This is a genomic window from Acinetobacter sp. Tol 5 (genome assembly GCF_019702905.1).
GTDB classification, from domain to species: Bacteria; Pseudomonadota; Gammaproteobacteria; order Pseudomonadales; family Moraxellaceae; genus Acinetobacter; species Acinetobacter bereziniae.
In genome coordinates, this window is the sequence record NZ_AP024708.1 from 3,509,149 (window position 1) to 3,524,326 (window position 15,178).

The window sequence follows — 15,178 nt, forward strand, 5'->3', positions numbered from 1 at the left end:
ATGGAGCAATTGGGTTACTTCGGTATTGCTCTGCTCATGTTTTTAGACAATGTTTTCCCCCCTATTCCCTCTGAAATTATTATGCCATCTGCAGGCTTTACCGCATCTCAAGGACAATTGCTGTTATCGGGTGTAATTATTGCAGGAAGTATAGGCTCACTTGTTGCAGCAGCATTGTTGTACTGGGTTGGGCGTAAGATTCCCAACCAAAAAATTTTTGAATGGGTAGATCGCTACGGAAAATATCTTTTTATCAAAACAGAAGATGTTAAAAAAGCTTTAGATTGGTTTGAGAAATATGGTCACAATGTGGTCTTTTTTGGGCGAATGATTCCAGCTGTACGCTCTTTGATTAGTATTCCAGCAGGAATGAGTCATATGCCCTTTTGGAAATTTATGCTGTATAGCAGCTTAGGAACAGTCATCTGGACCAGCTTTCTTGCCGCAGTCGGCTATTACTTTGGAAACAATACTGCATTAATGCAAAAAATTTTCAGTCAAGTGAGCTATGTCATTATTTTCATCGTCTTTATTTTCATTGCTTATTGGGTGTATCGAAGATTCAAAAAAGCCAAGTCAATGTAATCAAAAGCATCCCCCTGAAAATTTTAAAGCTGAAAGCTGATGGATAGGTGATCACAAAGCTGCTTCCCGTCCATTTAATTACATGAGATCATCGAGTTTTCAATTTTGAAAATATACAACAGCCACTAAAAATAAAATTCATCCCCCCCTTTATTCATTATCGAATGTCATAAAACAGTCGAATTCAAAGTTAAAATAAAATTTCTATATTTCCTGCTAAAAATTTTCCGCACTTCACTCTGTCTCATCATATTTATGCATATGATTTACTCATTTGATCTCAAGATTTATAGCAACAACAAAGATAAATTTAGCAATTGGTAAATAAACTTGAAGAAATTCAACCACTCTTAAATATATTCCAAAAACTCATGTATACCCAAAAAATATTCTCGATTTATTTTATATCAAATATATGAAAAATATACACAATAATTTATTTTTAAAAAAAGGAATGCATGAGTGAATGAAATGATTGCTGTCATCTTAATCACTTGTTTGGCTGTCATTAGCCCAGGTGCTGACTTTGCCATTGTGACCCGTAATAGTTATCTATATGGTCGTCAAATTGGACTCAGTACAGCATTGGGAATTGCAGGCGGTGTGTGGATACATGTGGCTTATAGTCTGCTTGGACTCGGTTTTTTAAAAAACCATATGCCTTATCTCCTACAAACGATTCAATATGTTGGCGCAGGTTATTTGATTTACTTGGGATACAAAACGTTCACCCAAAACAAAGTACAGTTAAATGAAAATGGTGTGGGTATCACTGCTTGGCAAGCATTTCGACATGGTTTTTTAACCAATAGTCTGAACCCCAAAACAACCCTATTTGTCGTCAGTTTATTTGCGCAATTGATTACTACAGCTGGGAATTCCACACTAAAATTAGTGTCATACGGCGCTTTCATTTCAATCAGCCATTTTATTTGGTTCGCACTCATTGCACTATTTTGCGCACATCCCACAATCCGCAATAAAATTTTAGACCATGAAATCGTCATTAATCGAGTGATTGGAGTCTTGTTGTTTATTCTAGGATGCGGTCTGTTATTTGCCAAATTCTAAATTGATAATTGTATAAAGCCTTTCTTATTCATCACCATGAATTGTCTGTAGAAATACATATTTTATAGATAATAAAATTTTCAAAATGATGATCGGAATTGGCTTTTAGACCAGTACGCTTTATCTTCAAGATTGATTATGTAATAAATCTCATTTAAAATTTTTGAGTGCAAATTTTAATCACTTACAACCCCATGCACATATATCACTAAATGAAGAATATAACAGGTACTTAATACATGAATAACTTACTGACACTCAATGACATGCTTACCCCTAAAATTGTCACTGTTTTATATTGGCTCGGATTAATCGGTGTCGTGATTGCTGCTTTAACCACATTGTTTGGGTTTGGTTATGGCGCATACTCAGGATTCTTTAGTCGCTTGTTCTCTGCCATATTGATTATTGTGTTTGGTGGCTTGGCTGTTCGAGTTTACTCAGAACTGCTGATTGTGATTTTCAAAATTCATGAAAATTTAAAGAAAATTGCAGATCGCCAACCTTAATATCAAAATAGGATGTAAATAAGAAAATATTATTCAGATTTATATGATCAAGATCAAGCCTCTTGGTATTGGTGTTGTTATCGCAGATAGCAAAACAAAAAAAAGCCTGCTTTCACTGGAGAAAGCAGGCTTTTTATCTGAGTCGATTAGTTTGGTGTATGGTACATCAAGTAAATTTCATTCAGATTTTCAGGAATTTCTTCGGCGATCTCATCCATCAATTGACCATTACGGCGGAATGATTCCATTTGAGGATCTTCATCATCTACACCACTAAACACCATCATTGGCAGTGTTAGATCTACAATTTGCTCTTCATATTCTGGTGCAAACCAAGCATCTTCATTCAGGAACATTGCGTCTACGAAACCAACACTCCAATCTCCTAAACTAGACTCTACGTCTGCTTCTTCAATTTCAAAAGGAAACTCAATTCCTTCTTCGTTGGCTAAGTTCTGACGAATCGCTTCAAGCCATGCTTTGATTTGTGCAATAATTTCAGCAGGAACTTTCTTTTGATTGTTATCAAACAACTCATCTAGCCATTGATCAAAACGAGGACCAACTGCAGTTGCACATAAGAAACCATGAGTCGCTGCGAAATCTAGACCAAATTCATTTTGGTCACCATCTAGATAATCGCTCAGTAGGTCTAAATCTAAAGCACTCATTTTGTTTCCAATAAACTTTGATCAGCTTTAAGCATAGCATTTTCCAAGGCTATGCCCAATGAATTTTTAATCTTCATCATCAAAATCATCGTCGTCATCAATGTCATAATCAAAATCTTTTAAATCTTTCTCTAAACGACGCTGTGCAAGTAAATCATCGATCAAACGTCGCTTTTCTAAAGATTCTTTGGCGCTAATTTTGCTTGATGACTCATCAAAACTAACATCATCATCACCGTAGTTATCATCTAGTTCAAAATCTGTAGAAGACACTAAAACTACCTCATAATGAAAAAAAGTGAATGGGTCTAGGCGCTATTTATCTGTCTTCAGAAAACTTGTCAAGTTTTTTTTATTTTTTTTGTATTTATAGACCAAATTAGGCTTTTTTTAAGCCCTATTTTATGTAATGATATAATCCACCCTGCGTCTTGTTGTTTTTCGATAAATTTGAACAAAAAACGCACGGGATGATCTTGAAAATAACAATTTCAGCCCCACCTAATTGATTGAATTTGAATTCTAAATATTCTATCAGACCGTTTTAACTGGTTTTCTGATGGGATAGCTGAGCTATTCACATCTATAAATTAACAGATTGTGCTATTATGCACGGTTTTTCACTGCCACAGATTCAACGAGAAGAGAGTAAAGATGAGCGAAATGCATTCCCCTACTTCACAAGTAGCGGCTCTTATTAGCCGAGGCAAAGAACAAGGTTACTTAACCTACGCTGAGGTTAACGATCATCTCCCAGACTCAATCACAGAAAGCGAACAGATTGAAGACATTATTCAAATGCTTCAAGACGTGGGTATTCCTGTACACGAACGCGCACCAGAAACTGATGATGCAATGTTTGATGGGAATAGCGAAGCTGGCGATGAAGTTGCAGAAGAAGAAGCTGCTGCTGTACTTGCCTCTGTAGAAAATGAACCTGGTCGTACCACTGACCCTGTACGTATGTATATGCGTGAAATGGGTACTGTTGAACTTCTTACACGTGAAGGCGAGATTAGTATCGCTAAACGTATTGAAGAAGGTATTCGTGACGTTTTACATTCAATCGCTTACTGGCCAAATGCTGTAGAAGTTGTACTACAAGAATACAAAGATTATGAAGCTGGTGAACGTCGCCTTGCTGATATTCTTTCAGGTTATTTAGACCCTGAAACAGATGAAGCAATTCCTGAAGTATTAGAAGACGAATCAGAAGATTTAGATGAAGATGAAACTAGTTCATCAACTAAACCTGCCAAAGACGTTAAATTGGATGATGATGACGAAGATGAAGAGTCAGAAAGTGATGATGATTCTGAAGGTGAGTCTGGTCCAGATCCTGAAATCGCTAAAGTTCGTTTCGATGAATTAGAAGCGGTTTGGAATGCAGCGAAAGAAACGATTGCTCAACATGGTCGCAACAGCGCTCAAGGTGTTGAAGCCATGGAAGCGCTTGCAACTGTATTTATGATGTTCAAATTCACTCCACGTTTGTTTGACATTATTTCTGAAATGATTCGTGGTACACACGAGCAAATTCGTACTTCTGAACGTGAAGTGATGCGTTATGCAGTTCGTCGTGGACGTATGGACCGTACGCAATTCCGTACATCATTCCCAGGTCAAGAATCAAATCCAGCATGGTTGGACGAGCAGATTGCTAAAGCACCAGCGGAGATGAAAGGCTATTTAGAGAAAGTTCGCCCAGATGTATTGGCATTTCAACAAAAAATTGCAGACATCGAAAAAGAACTTAATCTAAACGTGAAAGAAATTAAAGATATTTCTAAACGTATGGCGATTGGTGAAGCGAAAGCTCGTCGTGCCAAAAAAGAAATGGTGGAAGCAAACTTACGTTTGGTAATTTCGATTGCGAAAAAATATACCAACCGTGGTCTACAATTCCTCGACTTGATTCAAGAAGGTAATATTGGCTTGATGAAAGCAGTAGACAAATTTGAATATCGTCGTGGTTATAAATTCTCGACCTATGCAACTTGGTGGATTCGTCAGGCGATTACCCGTTCTATTGCTGACCAAGCACGTACAATTCGTATTCCAGTCCACATGATCGAAACAATTAACAAGATCAACCGCGTATCTCGTCAATTGCTTCAAGAAATGGGACGTGAACCAACACCTGAAGAATTGGGTGAACGTTTAGAGATGGACGAAGTTAAAGTTCGTAAAGTGCTCAAAATCGCCAAAGAACCGATTTCTATGGAAACGCCGATTGGTGATGATGAAGATTCGCATCTTGGAGATTTCATTGAAGACAGCAACATCACCTCACCTGTTGATGCTGCAACTTCAGAAGGCTTAAAAGAAGCAACACGTGAAGTGCTTGAAAACTTGACTGAACGTGAAGCCAAAGTGTTGAAAATGCGTTTTGGTATTGATATGCCAACAGACCATACTTTGGAAGAAGTTGGTAAACAATTTGATGTGACACGTGAACGTATCCGTCAGATTGAAGCAAAAGCATTACGTAAACTTCGTCATCCTTCACGTTCTGAGCATTTGCGTTCATTCCTTGAAAATGACTAATTTCCATGCTTAATCTATGAATACTTTTGGGACTTGAAAATTAATCGAGTAACCTCATTAAGTATTTAAGAGAAACACAATGCCTGCACTGTTGCAGGCATTGTTGATAAATTAGAGGTGAAAAAATGTTAGACCGCACTCCATCTCGCGAATTACAAGAACATCTTTGGGTTTTTCCAATGGATTACCCAATCAAATTGATTGGTAATGCGGGTGAAGAATTACGTGGTGCTGTCGTCGAAATTTTGGTTAAACATTTTCCAGAGTTTGATGAAACAACGCTAGTTGTACAACCATCACGTACAGGTAAATATCATTCAATTACTGCTCAATTGCGTTTTGATGAGCTTGAACAAGTTCATGCATTATATGCTGACCTTGCAGCTTGCGAACATATTCGTACAGCATTGTAATTTTGCAATAAATAAGGAACACGCCTATATGGCGTGTTTTTTTATGCCAGCTCAGCCCCACCTCAATCTTAATTACCCTGTTATTTTTAAACCGATAACAACTGTTTTCACCTTTAGTCATCAATTTCCTTATAATTAACCAACTCCCCTATTTTCAAGGACACATGATAGTGAGTGATGCTGTTCTAAAACCCAAACTGATTATTCGCCAATATCAAGATTTGACATCCTACTCAAATCGTTTTCAAGAAATGAAATCTTTTACTGAGCAACGTGATGAACATTCACCTGATCAGCTTTGGATTCTACAACATCCTGATGTACTCACTCAGGGACAAGCGGGTAAACCAGAACACATCTTAATGCATACCGATATTCCAGTGGTGCAATCTGATCGTGGAGGGCAAGTCACTTGGCATGGTCCTGGTCAAATGGTGATTTATTTTATGTTTGACTTGAATCGCTTGAAATGGAATGTCCGCACACTCGTGACTTATGCAGAAAATCTCATGATAGATTTACTCAAGAAATATCAAGTTGAAGCATATGCCAAACCTGATGCGCCAGGGGTATATGTCAATGAACGTAAAATTGGTTCTTTAGGTTTTAAAATCCGTAGAGGTCGTAGCTATCACGGTTTAGCTTTAAATATTGACTGTAATTTAGAGGGTTTCCACACCATCAACCCTTGTGGATATTCAGGTTTAGAAATGGTACGGGTTTGTGATTTAGTCCAAAATTATCCAGATTACAACCAATTGTCTCAAGATGTGGTTGAGTATTTTCAACAAAGCAATTACTTTAGTGAGATTGAGGTCATTGACAAAAACTCAAATGACGATCAAGTCACATGCAAATAAATCACTTTCTTTTTCTCTAAAAACAAATTAGAGTAATTACTCTAAAACAAAATACAACTGCATAAAGGGACAAGCGAGTGATTTCAAGTAAATCTATCAAACCCGCTTTAGAACAAGCCTACGTCAAACTCATGATGGATGTGATTGGCAGAGGTTTAGTGATGGCGAGTCAAGTTGATGATGAAATTAAACATGAAGTATCTGTACTCCCTGTTGGTTTTACATTATCGATGAAAGTTTTTCCAAATGGCGCTTCATTTATTGCCAAGGTGAATCAAAAGCAACAGCTTGAATTGGTCAAGTCATTAGACCATAAACCTGATCTTTCAATTATTTTTAAGCATGTTCATCACGCATTCTTGGTCTTTTCATTCCAAGAAAGTACTGCACAAGCTTTTGCCAATGATCGCATGATTGCAGATGGTGACGTGTCTTATGCGATTCGTTTAGTGCGTTGCCTAAACAAAATGGAAGCATTGATCTTACCAAAACTCGTCGCGGAACTTGCAGTAAAGGAATACCCTTCAGAGTTAACCTTAAAAGAAAAATTAGCTGGTGCTGCGAATATTTATCTCAAAGTTGCCCAATCATATTTAAAAGGGAGTGCTTAACCCATGGCTAAACCATATTACGAATTTTTCTGTCCTGTAAAAGTGATTGCTGGTCATGCTGCACTCGAACATATTCCATTTGAACTGGCAACATTAGGCGCTAAACGCCCGATGATCATTACTGACAAAGGTGTTCGCGCCAATCAGCTTTTAGCACCAATTGAAGCCGCATTTGAATCCACTGACATTGAAATTGGCGTAATCTTTGATGACGTTCCGCCAGACTCTAGCCTAGAAACTGTGCGTGCAGCGGCTCAAGCTTATCGCGAAAATAATTGTGATGCGATCATTGCAGTTGGTGGTGGTTCAGTCATTGACACGTCTAAGACAGCCAATATTCTGGTATCTGAAGGCGGTGATGATTTACTAAAATACTCAGGTGCGCATAACCTGCCTCGCCCACTTAAACCTTTTTTTGTGATTCCGACGACATCTGGTACGGGTTCAGAGGTAACATTGGCAGCTGTTGTCTCAGATAACCAAAAAAATGTAAAACTGGCTTTTGCCTCAAACTACTTAATGCCGCATGCTGCCATTCTTGATCCGAGAATGACACAAACTTTACCACCGCATTTGACAGCAATGACGGCAATGGATGCAATGACACATGCGATTGAAGCATATACATGTATTGCCGCCAATCCGATTTCTGATGCTTATGCCACTGCAGCAATCAAAAAAATCAGCAAGAGCTTATTTGATGTGCTCGACAATCCAAGTGATGCCAATGGACGCCTAGAACTTGCACAAGCATCTACGATGGCTGGAATCGCATTTTCGAATTCTATGGTCGGGATTGTTCACTCATTGGGTCATGCTCTAGGTGCAGTCGCACACTTACCACATGGTTTATGTATGAACTTGTTCCTTCCTTATGTATTGGAATACAACAAGGACGTAAATGGCAATAAAATTGCAGATTTATTATTGCCACTTGCTGGTGCAGATATTTATGCACAAACACCTGCCAATCAACGTGCTGATAAAGCAATTGAAATGTTAATGACTATGCGTGATCACATTAACAGTCTGACTAAATTGCCACGTACGCTCAGTGAAACAGGTAAAGTCACGCAAGCTCAGTTCGATGAAATCGCTGAAAAAGCTTTAAATGACGGATCAATTATTTTCAATCCGAAAGAAGCAACATTTAAAGATTTAAAATCTATCTTAGAAAAAGCTTGGTAATTGTTTAAAATTAAGACAATATACGCTTATGAACTGGCCTGATGTTTTTCTAAACATCGGGCTTTTATCTTGTAGAATGGTCAGTCAGCTATTTTTTAATCAAGATGGCATGTTTTCTGCTAAAAAAGCAAACAAAGTTACTGACAAAGGCGACCTTTTTAGAGTAGATTGGCGCACTTTTGTTTTATTCTTAGGGGGGATCGTTCGTCTCAAACGATCCTTATTCAATATGACTGATCCTTGATCAACGATTAAGAGGATAACGCCGTTGACAGATATCACTGGGACCCAATCCACAGCCAAATTGAAAAAAAATCTTGTGTTGTGGCATATTATCATTATTGGTCTAGCGTATATTCAGCCACTTACCTTATTTGATACCTTTGGTTTAGTATCAGACGGAAGTCACGGACATGTTCCAACTTCATATATTTTTGCGCTTGTTGCCATTCTTTTAACCTCTATCAGCTATGGTCATATGATTAAGCGTTATCCTTCATCAGGTTCTGCTTATACTTATGCGCAAAAATCAATCCATCCCAACGTCGGTTTTATGGTCGGCTGGTCATCTTGGTTAGATTATTTATTATCACCACTAGTCAATATTATTCTGGCGGATATCTACCTAAGGGCTTTATTCCCAGACGTCAATAACTGGATATGGGTTATTGCGTTGACTGCTATTATGACAGTGATTAACTTATTTGGTTCACGTTTTGTTGCACGATTTAATAGCACCATCGTCGTTGTTCAACTGGGTATCATCTTCTATTTTGTCTATGAGGTTTATATTTTACTGACTCAAGGCGTTTATGCAGATGGCACATTAAATCCTGACAAAGCAGAATTATGGTCACTTGCTCCTTTTTGGAGTGAAATGACAACCATTGGTGCATTAATTGGTGGTGCAACGATTCTGTGTTTCTCATTCACTGGTTTTGATGCACTTTCATCACTAGCTGAAGAAACTAAAGATGCTGAAAAAACATTGCCAAAAGCAATTTTTTCAACTGCTTTAATTGCAGGGATCATCTTTATTGTAAGCACTTACTTTATTCAGTTATTTTTCCCAAGTAATGCAACGCTTTATTTCAATCCACTGGATGAGTCTCAGCCTGTAATGTTGGAAGCGCTTGGTAATGCAACGCTTCTCACCGCGATTACGGGAATTGCGTTTAAAAAGCTGGTGCTTTATTTTGCGGTGATTGCGGTACTTGCATCAGGGATTTCAGCGCATGCGGGTGTATCACGTTTGATGTATGTCATGGGACGTGATGGCGTGATCAACAAAAAAGTATTTGGTCATATCAGCCCGAAACTACATACACCGACTTATAATATTTTGATTGTTGGTGTTGTTGCACTCTCTGCTGGTTTCCTAGACCTTGAGCATATCGTTAACTTAATTAGTTTTGGTGCTTTGACTGCATTTAGCTTTGTGAATTTTTCCGTGATTTCACGCTACGCACTACGTGATGGCAGAACGAAATCTCTAAAAGAAATCATCAACTATGTGGTTATTCCTTCACTTGGTTTTGCCAGCGTATTTTTAATGTGGCTAGAAATTGATGAAATGGCATTAAAGCTTGGTTTAGCATGGGCTGTACTCGGTGTTGCTTATTTAGCCTATAAAACACGCGGTTTCCGCTATCCAGCTCCACAACATAATGAACATGAATAATCTATGATTTGAAAAGTTCTAAAACAACAAAGGCGCTGAATGCGCCTTTGTTGTTTTCATAGATTCAAGCAATGCTTTTAAAGCATGGATCATGAATTATGCAATAAATTTGTCAGTGATGGCTTGAATACGTTTTGCATAGGCTTTTGCTGTTTCCAAATCGCCACTTGGAATTTCCTCAACACTGGCATCAGATGGCGATTGAACCAATAAGCCCACAGAACCACCTAAATTATTCACATCCTGACGTGTTGCATCTTTGGTATTTGCTGGCAACAAACCTAAGCTCACCCATATACCGCCATGTTGAGATGCAAGTGTTTGCAATGAAATCAAGGTCACTTGCTTATCACCATTTAAACTTGCGCTGTTGGTAAAGCCACCGAAGATCTTGTCAGTCCAAGCACGTGTAAACCAACGCTTTGAAGATGCATCAGCAAACTTTTTAAATTGCCACGGCGCATTTGCCATATAAGTGGGTGCACCAAATACAATTGCATCAGCAGCATCTAAAGTGTCCCAATCTTGATCTTGGATGTTTCCTTCTTGATCAATTTCAATCAATGTTGCATCAATTTCAGCCGCGAAAGTTTCTGCAATCACTTTAGTATGACCATAACCTGAATAATAAACGACAGCAATTTTTGACATGTTAAGTCCTCGTATATACGTCACTTTTGAATTAAAAATCTAATATTTGATATAACTGGGTAATGTTGCGGTTAAACCTTTTTTGAGTGCTTGCGTGGATGCTCCCACCAACACTTCAAATGCATTGTTTTCAATTCCCTCAAATACCTGTTGTGCAACAGTTGATGGAGAAATTTTAGGAATATCGAGTGTTTGGGTTAAGTCTGTATCAATGAATCCCACATGTACGCCCATCACATGCACATTAAACTTAGATAACCATTGACGTGTTGAATTGGTAAATGACCAAGCTGCAGCTTTAGAAATTGCATAACTAGCCAAAAGTGTGCTTGGCTCCCAAGACACATCAGAAAGAATATTGACGATATAACTTTCAGATTTGTTTTCTAAAATGGGAGAAAAATACTGCGTTGTATTGACCACACCATATAAATTGGTCTCTAAAATAGTTTGAGTTGTTGCCACTATATTGGCTTCAACAGGGCTTTGATTAAGACGAGCAATACCTGCATTATTCACCAAAATATTCACGTCACCACATTGCGCTACTGCATTTTGAATAGAAATAGGATCTGTTACATCCACAACAACTGGAATAATGCCCTGTTCATTAAAATCAGCAATATTACGTATTCCTGCATATACCTTTTGAGCACCACGTCGTACCGCTTCTTGTGCCAATGCCAAACCTAAACCACGATTTGCACCTGTTATAAAAATGACTGCATCTGAAATTTTCATTGCAACAATATCCATTCATACCCTATGGTCAGTCAAAAACAACTGCCTTAGTCATCCGTTGTTTCAACTCGATAAATTTATGATATACTTTTGAAATCTAGTATCAATTAGTTACTACTTGGTAACTGGTCAATTTTTTGTTCTAAAATGCCTATAGAGAGGTTAATTTTATGACTAATGCATTCAATTTTAATATTTTTCATCCTGATTGCCCGGCACGATCTTTTTTTGAAAAATTTGCAGATAAATGGATTTTATTAATCATTTATCAACTCGATCAGCACTCACAGCACTTCAATGAACTCAAAAAAAACTTGATGGGCATCTCTCCCAAAGTGCTTTCTCAGAAATTAAAAATTCTTGAAAGAGATGGCTTTATTTCTCGTACTATTCATGAAAATAATGTTATTCGAGTTGAATATGCTTTAACAACACTGGGACATGAATTTGCCCAAACCGCACTATCATTTAAAATCTGGGCTGAAGGAAATATGCAACATGTGATACGTGCGCAGAGGCAATTTGATTTAGTTCAAGCAAAAACTGAGCCAGCGATAATATAAGTCACTTGTATTGCAAAAACAGACATGATGCACTTAAATATCACCAATATATCCCTAAGCTGCATCATCGCGGGAACATAGGACCTAAATATAATTCCAAAATTACAGACTGAAAGGAATAACAACAATGAAGATTATATTTTTCTCTATCTTGATCACGATGAGCAATCTCACTTTTGCATCTTATGAAAACTCATGTGATCTTATTGTTAAACTTTTAGAAAATACTTCAACGCGTACACTTTACATCAATAGAGATGGACTTGGTGAAATAGAGGAAACATCAATGCATATCAAAGGTGTTGTCAAAAAAGCGCAAGCAGCTGGGCGTGCGGATCAAGGCTGCCAACACTATATTGGTCAAGTTATAGAAGAGAATTTAACAAATTATCCAAATCGCTCAGAACTTAAAAAGGGAGAGAAAATTAAACTGAATATCTTAATCACAGATTACAAAGGAATGTCTAAATCTGAAACTATCACTTATTTAGAGCCTAAAAAGTAGCTGAAATTAGCCTCGTGTTAAAGCCTTAATCAAGAAACTTAATGGATTACGCATACGAAAAAGAGCAATCAAGACTAGAGTCAAAACCGCCTAATTTTCATACAAGTGATTTGGATGATTCATTTATTTTGTACTTTTGAATCATAGATGGTCTTGCGATCGTGAGGCGACATGGATGTCGCCATGTTGAGCGGGGGTATGAGGATGTACCCCTCGCTCAACGAAAGATTTTTGTCACTTTTCATCTCTGAAAAGTGAGACATCGCCTACGCAAAACAATTTAAACTTTAGAAGTAAAGCGTGGCAGTGCAAGCTTTAGATCATCAAACAATCTATTGATCGCTTTCATTTTATTGATCAAGAGAAATGAAACGCTATTGATGGTTGCGCTTGCGGAGCTCCGCTCCTCATCCTAAAATTTGATGAAAACGCAGCCAGCCCCATAAAAATTTATTATTTTTCAATGAGTTGAAGATTTAAATACATCAAGCTCAGGTTAAATATTCGAATTAGGGACTAAAAAGGCAAATCCCAATCGGATGAAATCGTTTATTCAAGTCAGATTTCCTTGATCTGACCAAAAAAGCAATCATAAATGAATATGAATAAAAACCCATCGGCTCGATGGGTAAAATATTTATTTCAGCTCTTTAAAATCTTGCTGACGCCATGCTTCATAAAGAATCACCGCAGTTGCATTAGATAAATTTAAACTGCGTGAATTCGGTGCCATAGGTAAACGAATCCAATGTTGCTGAGGAAACATCAATCTGACATCTTCAGGTAAACCACGTGTTTCTGGTCCCATTAGCAAAGCAACAGGACGATTTAAATCCGAGGTATGTGGTGTCTCAGTGCCTTTGGTCGTCAAAGGATAAATCGCATCAAGGTCAATCCCTTGATCCTTTAAATGTACCAAACATTCTGCAAAGTTTTCCCAAACTTTCATATGTGCCCATTCATGATAATCCAAACCAGCACGACGCAACTTCTTATCATCTAGCTCAAAACCCAAAGGTTTGACAAGATGTAATTGTGCACCAGTATTGGCACATAAACGAATGATATTCCCTGTATTTGCAGGAATTTCAGGTTCGTATAAAACAACATGAATCACGGGAGATCTCTACTTTTCAAAATCCAACCTAAATACTTAAAAAAGAGAATAACTCTTTCATCAACAAAAGATTAGAAAGATTTTATTGCCACTGTAACTGTTCACGCAAACTCACCACCTCACCAATAATGGTTAAGGTAGGTGCTTGTATATGATTTTCTTCAACTTTTGATGCAATGTCGGCCAAAGTTCCCACCACGACTTTTTGATCAGGTGTCGTACCTTTAGAAATTAAAGCCACTGGCATATTTGGACGTTGACCATGTGCAATCAAATTTTCACAAATTTTTTCCAATCCAACCAAGCCCATATATAAAACCAGTGTTTGATTTTCATAGACCAACTCACGCCATGGTAACTCAGGTGAACCTTCTTTGAGATGCCCTGTCAAAAACCGCACACTCTGTGCATAATCTCGGTGTGTCAGTGGAATTCCTGCATAAGCAGAACACCCCGATGCTGCTGTTACACCAGGTACGACCTGAAAGGCTATATTTGCAGCGAAAAGCTCTTGGATTTCTTCACCACCACGCCCAAAAATAAATGGATCACCACCTTTCAAACGGCATACACGCTTACCTTCAGCAGCATATTTGACCAGCAAAGCGTTGATTCCATCTTGAGGTACTGAATGATTTGATCGTGCTTTACCGACATATATCTTTTCAGCATCACGGCGACATAACTCTAATATGGGCGGTGAAACCAAGCGGTCGTAAATAATCACATCTGCTTGTTGCATGAGTCTCAATGCTTTTAATGTTAAAAGCTCAGGATCACCTGGTCCTGCTCCGACCAAATACACTTCACCTTTTGGCTTTTGCCATTTACCCAAGGCTTGCTCAATCAGGCGATCTGCCTCGATCAAGTTGTCATTAAACACCTGCTCTTTTAAAGGGCTGGCATATAAGTCTTCCCAAAAAATACGACGCTCATCTGGATTGATGATCTGTTCTTTCACTGCTTTACGCCATTTTCCAGAAAAATCAGCAAGCTTCCCCATCCCATGTGGAATAGCAGCTTCAAGTTGAGTGCGAATTTGTCTAGAAAGAACCGGAGAAGCACCATTGGTCGCAATTGAAATAACCAACGGTGAACGATCAATAATGGCAGGCACCATAAAACGACAATGCGGAGGATCATCTACACTATTGACCAATATATTGAGATCTTCACAATGCTCAAAAACAGCTTGGTTTACAGCTTTATCATTGGTTGCCGCAATCACCAAGCGATAATGACTTAGGCTGAGTTGTACATTAAATTTTTCTGGATGATATTGCCCATGCGTCGAATGTACGAGCGCTAAAAGCTCTGCTTCTATGTCAGGGGCAATCACATAAATAACTGCACCCGATTTAGCCAATAATACCGCTTTGCGGTAGGCAATATGCCCACCACCAACAATCAGACAAGGTTGCCCTTGCAATTTTAATGAAATTGGGAAAATTTCCACACTGTTCCT

General features: G+C 38.2%; 17 protein-coding genes. 11 read left to right on the forward strand and 6 right to left on the reverse strand.

Going from position 1 to position 15,178, the window contains the following annotated elements:
- From TOL5_RS16390 to TOL5_RS16400, 3 genes are all read left to right on the forward strand, one after another.
- Positions 1 to 585 (forward strand): DedA family protein, encoded by a 585-nt coding sequence (locus TOL5_RS16390; protein ID WP_009585586.1) that lies wholly within the window; start codon positions 1 to 3, stop codon positions 583 to 585.
- Between the two features lie 462 nt (positions 586 to 1,047).
- Entirely contained in the window at positions 1,048 to 1,656 is a 609-nt protein-coding gene (locus TOL5_RS16395; protein WP_221260512.1) for a LysE family translocator, read from the forward strand.
- 239 nt (positions 1,657 to 1,895) lie between these two features.
- Positions 1,896 to 2,165 (forward strand): DUF4282 domain-containing protein, encoded by a 270-nt coding sequence (locus TOL5_RS16400; RefSeq protein WP_005030747.1) that lies wholly within the window; start codon positions 1,896 to 1,898, stop codon positions 2,163 to 2,165.
- A gap of 146 nt (positions 2,166 to 2,311) precedes the next feature.
- Here TOL5_RS16400 and TOL5_RS16405 read toward each other — a convergent pair whose 3' ends face one another.
- On the reverse strand, positions 2,312 to 2,836 hold the full coding sequence (locus TOL5_RS16405; RefSeq protein ID WP_005030750.1) for a YecA family protein: 525 nt from the start codon (positions 2,834 to 2,836) through the stop codon (positions 2,312 to 2,314).
- A 66-nt stretch (positions 2,837 to 2,902) separates the two neighbouring features.
- Positions 2,903 to 3,109, reverse strand: coding sequence for a PA3496 family putative envelope integrity protein (locus TOL5_RS16410; RefSeq protein ID WP_004722524.1), 207 nt, complete (start codon positions 3,107 to 3,109; stop codon positions 2,903 to 2,905).
- A gap of 327 nt (positions 3,110 to 3,436) precedes the next feature.
- Between TOL5_RS16410 and rpoD the strand changes: the two genes are divergently transcribed.
- The 6 genes from rpoD (at position 3,437) to TOL5_RS16440 (ending at position 10,136) form a co-directional block, all read left to right on the forward strand.
- On the forward strand, positions 3,437 to 5,383 hold the full coding sequence (gene rpoD / locus TOL5_RS16415) for an RNA polymerase sigma factor RpoD (protein WP_257790587.1): 1,947 nt from the start codon (positions 3,437 to 3,439) through the stop codon (positions 5,381 to 5,383).
- 125 nt (positions 5,384 to 5,508) lie between these two features.
- Complete coding sequence (locus tag TOL5_RS16420; protein ID WP_005030752.1) at positions 5,509 to 5,796, forward strand: YbeD family protein; 288 nt, start codon at positions 5,509 to 5,511, stop codon at positions 5,794 to 5,796.
- Between the two features lie 170 nt (positions 5,797 to 5,966).
- A complete protein-coding gene (gene lipB / locus TOL5_RS16425) occupies positions 5,967 to 6,656 on the forward strand; it encodes a lipoyl(octanoyl) transferase LipB (RefSeq protein WP_009585580.1) in 690 nt (229 codons plus the stop codon).
- A gap of 77 nt (positions 6,657 to 6,733) precedes the next feature.
- Entirely contained in the window at positions 6,734 to 7,267 is a 534-nt protein-coding gene (locus TOL5_RS16430) for a hypothetical protein (protein WP_004828241.1), read from the forward strand.
- Between the two features lie 3 nt (positions 7,268 to 7,270).
- Entirely contained in the window at positions 7,271 to 8,455 is a 1,185-nt protein-coding gene (locus tag TOL5_RS16435; RefSeq protein ID WP_221260513.1) for an iron-containing alcohol dehydrogenase, read from the forward strand.
- A 268-nt stretch (positions 8,456 to 8,723) separates the two neighbouring features.
- Positions 8,724 to 10,136, forward strand: a complete 1,413-nt coding sequence (locus tag TOL5_RS16440) for an APC family permease (RefSeq protein ID WP_005030758.1) — start codon at positions 8,724 to 8,726, stop codon at positions 10,134 to 10,136.
- 96 nt (positions 10,137 to 10,232) lie between these two features.
- Here TOL5_RS16440 and TOL5_RS16445 read toward each other — a convergent pair whose 3' ends face one another.
- Both TOL5_RS16445 and TOL5_RS16450 read right to left on the reverse strand, forming a co-directional pair.
- Positions 10,233 to 10,787: a flavodoxin family protein gene (locus tag TOL5_RS16445; protein WP_042089325.1), complete on the reverse strand. Its 555-nt coding sequence runs from the start codon at positions 10,785 to 10,787 to the stop codon at positions 10,233 to 10,235.
- A 39-nt stretch (positions 10,788 to 10,826) separates the two neighbouring features.
- Positions 10,827 to 11,543, reverse strand: coding sequence for an SDR family NAD(P)-dependent oxidoreductase (locus TOL5_RS16450; protein ID WP_100884649.1), 717 nt, complete (start codon positions 11,541 to 11,543; stop codon positions 10,827 to 10,829).
- Between the two features lie 155 nt (positions 11,544 to 11,698).
- On the opposite strand from TOL5_RS16450, the gene TOL5_RS16455 reads away from it, so the two are divergent.
- Both TOL5_RS16455 and TOL5_RS16460 read left to right on the forward strand, forming a co-directional pair.
- Entirely contained in the window at positions 11,699 to 12,091 is a 393-nt protein-coding gene (locus TOL5_RS16455; RefSeq protein WP_004828230.1) for a winged helix-turn-helix transcriptional regulator, read from the forward strand.
- 127 nt (positions 12,092 to 12,218) lie between these two features.
- Positions 12,219 to 12,596 (forward strand): hypothetical protein, encoded by a 378-nt coding sequence (locus TOL5_RS16460; protein ID WP_151780883.1) that lies wholly within the window; start codon positions 12,219 to 12,221, stop codon positions 12,594 to 12,596.
- Positions 12,597 to 13,233: 637 nt separating this feature from the next.
- Here the strand turns inward: TOL5_RS16460 and TOL5_RS16465 are convergent.
- Both TOL5_RS16465 and cysG read right to left on the reverse strand, forming a co-directional pair.
- A complete protein-coding gene (locus TOL5_RS16465) occupies positions 13,234 to 13,713 on the reverse strand; it encodes a tRNA (cytidine(34)-2'-O)-methyltransferase (protein WP_046760232.1) in 480 nt (159 codons plus the stop codon).
- An 82-nt stretch (positions 13,714 to 13,795) separates the two neighbouring features.
- Positions 13,796 to 15,169 (reverse strand): siroheme synthase CysG, encoded by a 1,374-nt coding sequence (cysG, locus tag TOL5_RS16470; protein WP_005030766.1) that lies wholly within the window; start codon positions 15,167 to 15,169, stop codon positions 13,796 to 13,798.
- Positions 15,170 to 15,178 lie beyond the last annotated feature (9 nt).

What these genes read in the sequence shown, in the direction of transcription:
- TOL5_RS16450 (WP_100884649.1), bottom strand. Translation starts at nt 11,543, where the DNA reads ATGGATATTGTTGCAATGAAAATTTCAGATGCAGTCATTTTTATAACA.
- TOL5_RS16390 (WP_009585586.1), top strand. Translation starts at nt 1, where the DNA reads ATGGAGCAATTGGGTTACTTCGGTATTGCTCTGCTCATGTTTTTAGAC.
- TOL5_RS16460 (WP_151780883.1), top strand. Translation starts at nt 12,219, where the DNA reads ATGAAGATTATATTTTTCTCTATCTTGATCACGATGAGCAATCTCACT.
- TOL5_RS16435 (WP_221260513.1), top strand. Translation starts at nt 7,271, where the DNA reads ATGGCTAAACCATATTACGAATTTTTCTGTCCTGTAAAAGTGATTGCT.
- TOL5_RS16420 (WP_005030752.1), top strand. Translation starts at nt 5,509, where the DNA reads ATGTTAGACCGCACTCCATCTCGCGAATTACAAGAACATCTTTGGGTT.
- TOL5_RS16445 (WP_042089325.1), bottom strand. Translation starts at nt 10,787, where the DNA reads ATGTCAAAAATTGCTGTCGTTTATTATTCAGGTTATGGTCATACTAAA.
- TOL5_RS16405 (WP_005030750.1), bottom strand. Translation starts at nt 2,836, where the DNA reads ATGAGTGCTTTAGATTTAGACCTACTGAGCGATTATCTAGATGGTGAC.
- TOL5_RS16400 (WP_005030747.1), top strand. Translation starts at nt 1,896, where the DNA reads ATGAATAACTTACTGACACTCAATGACATGCTTACCCCTAAAATTGTC.
- TOL5_RS16455 (WP_004828230.1), top strand. Translation starts at nt 11,699, where the DNA reads ATGACTAATGCATTCAATTTTAATATTTTTCATCCTGATTGCCCGGCA.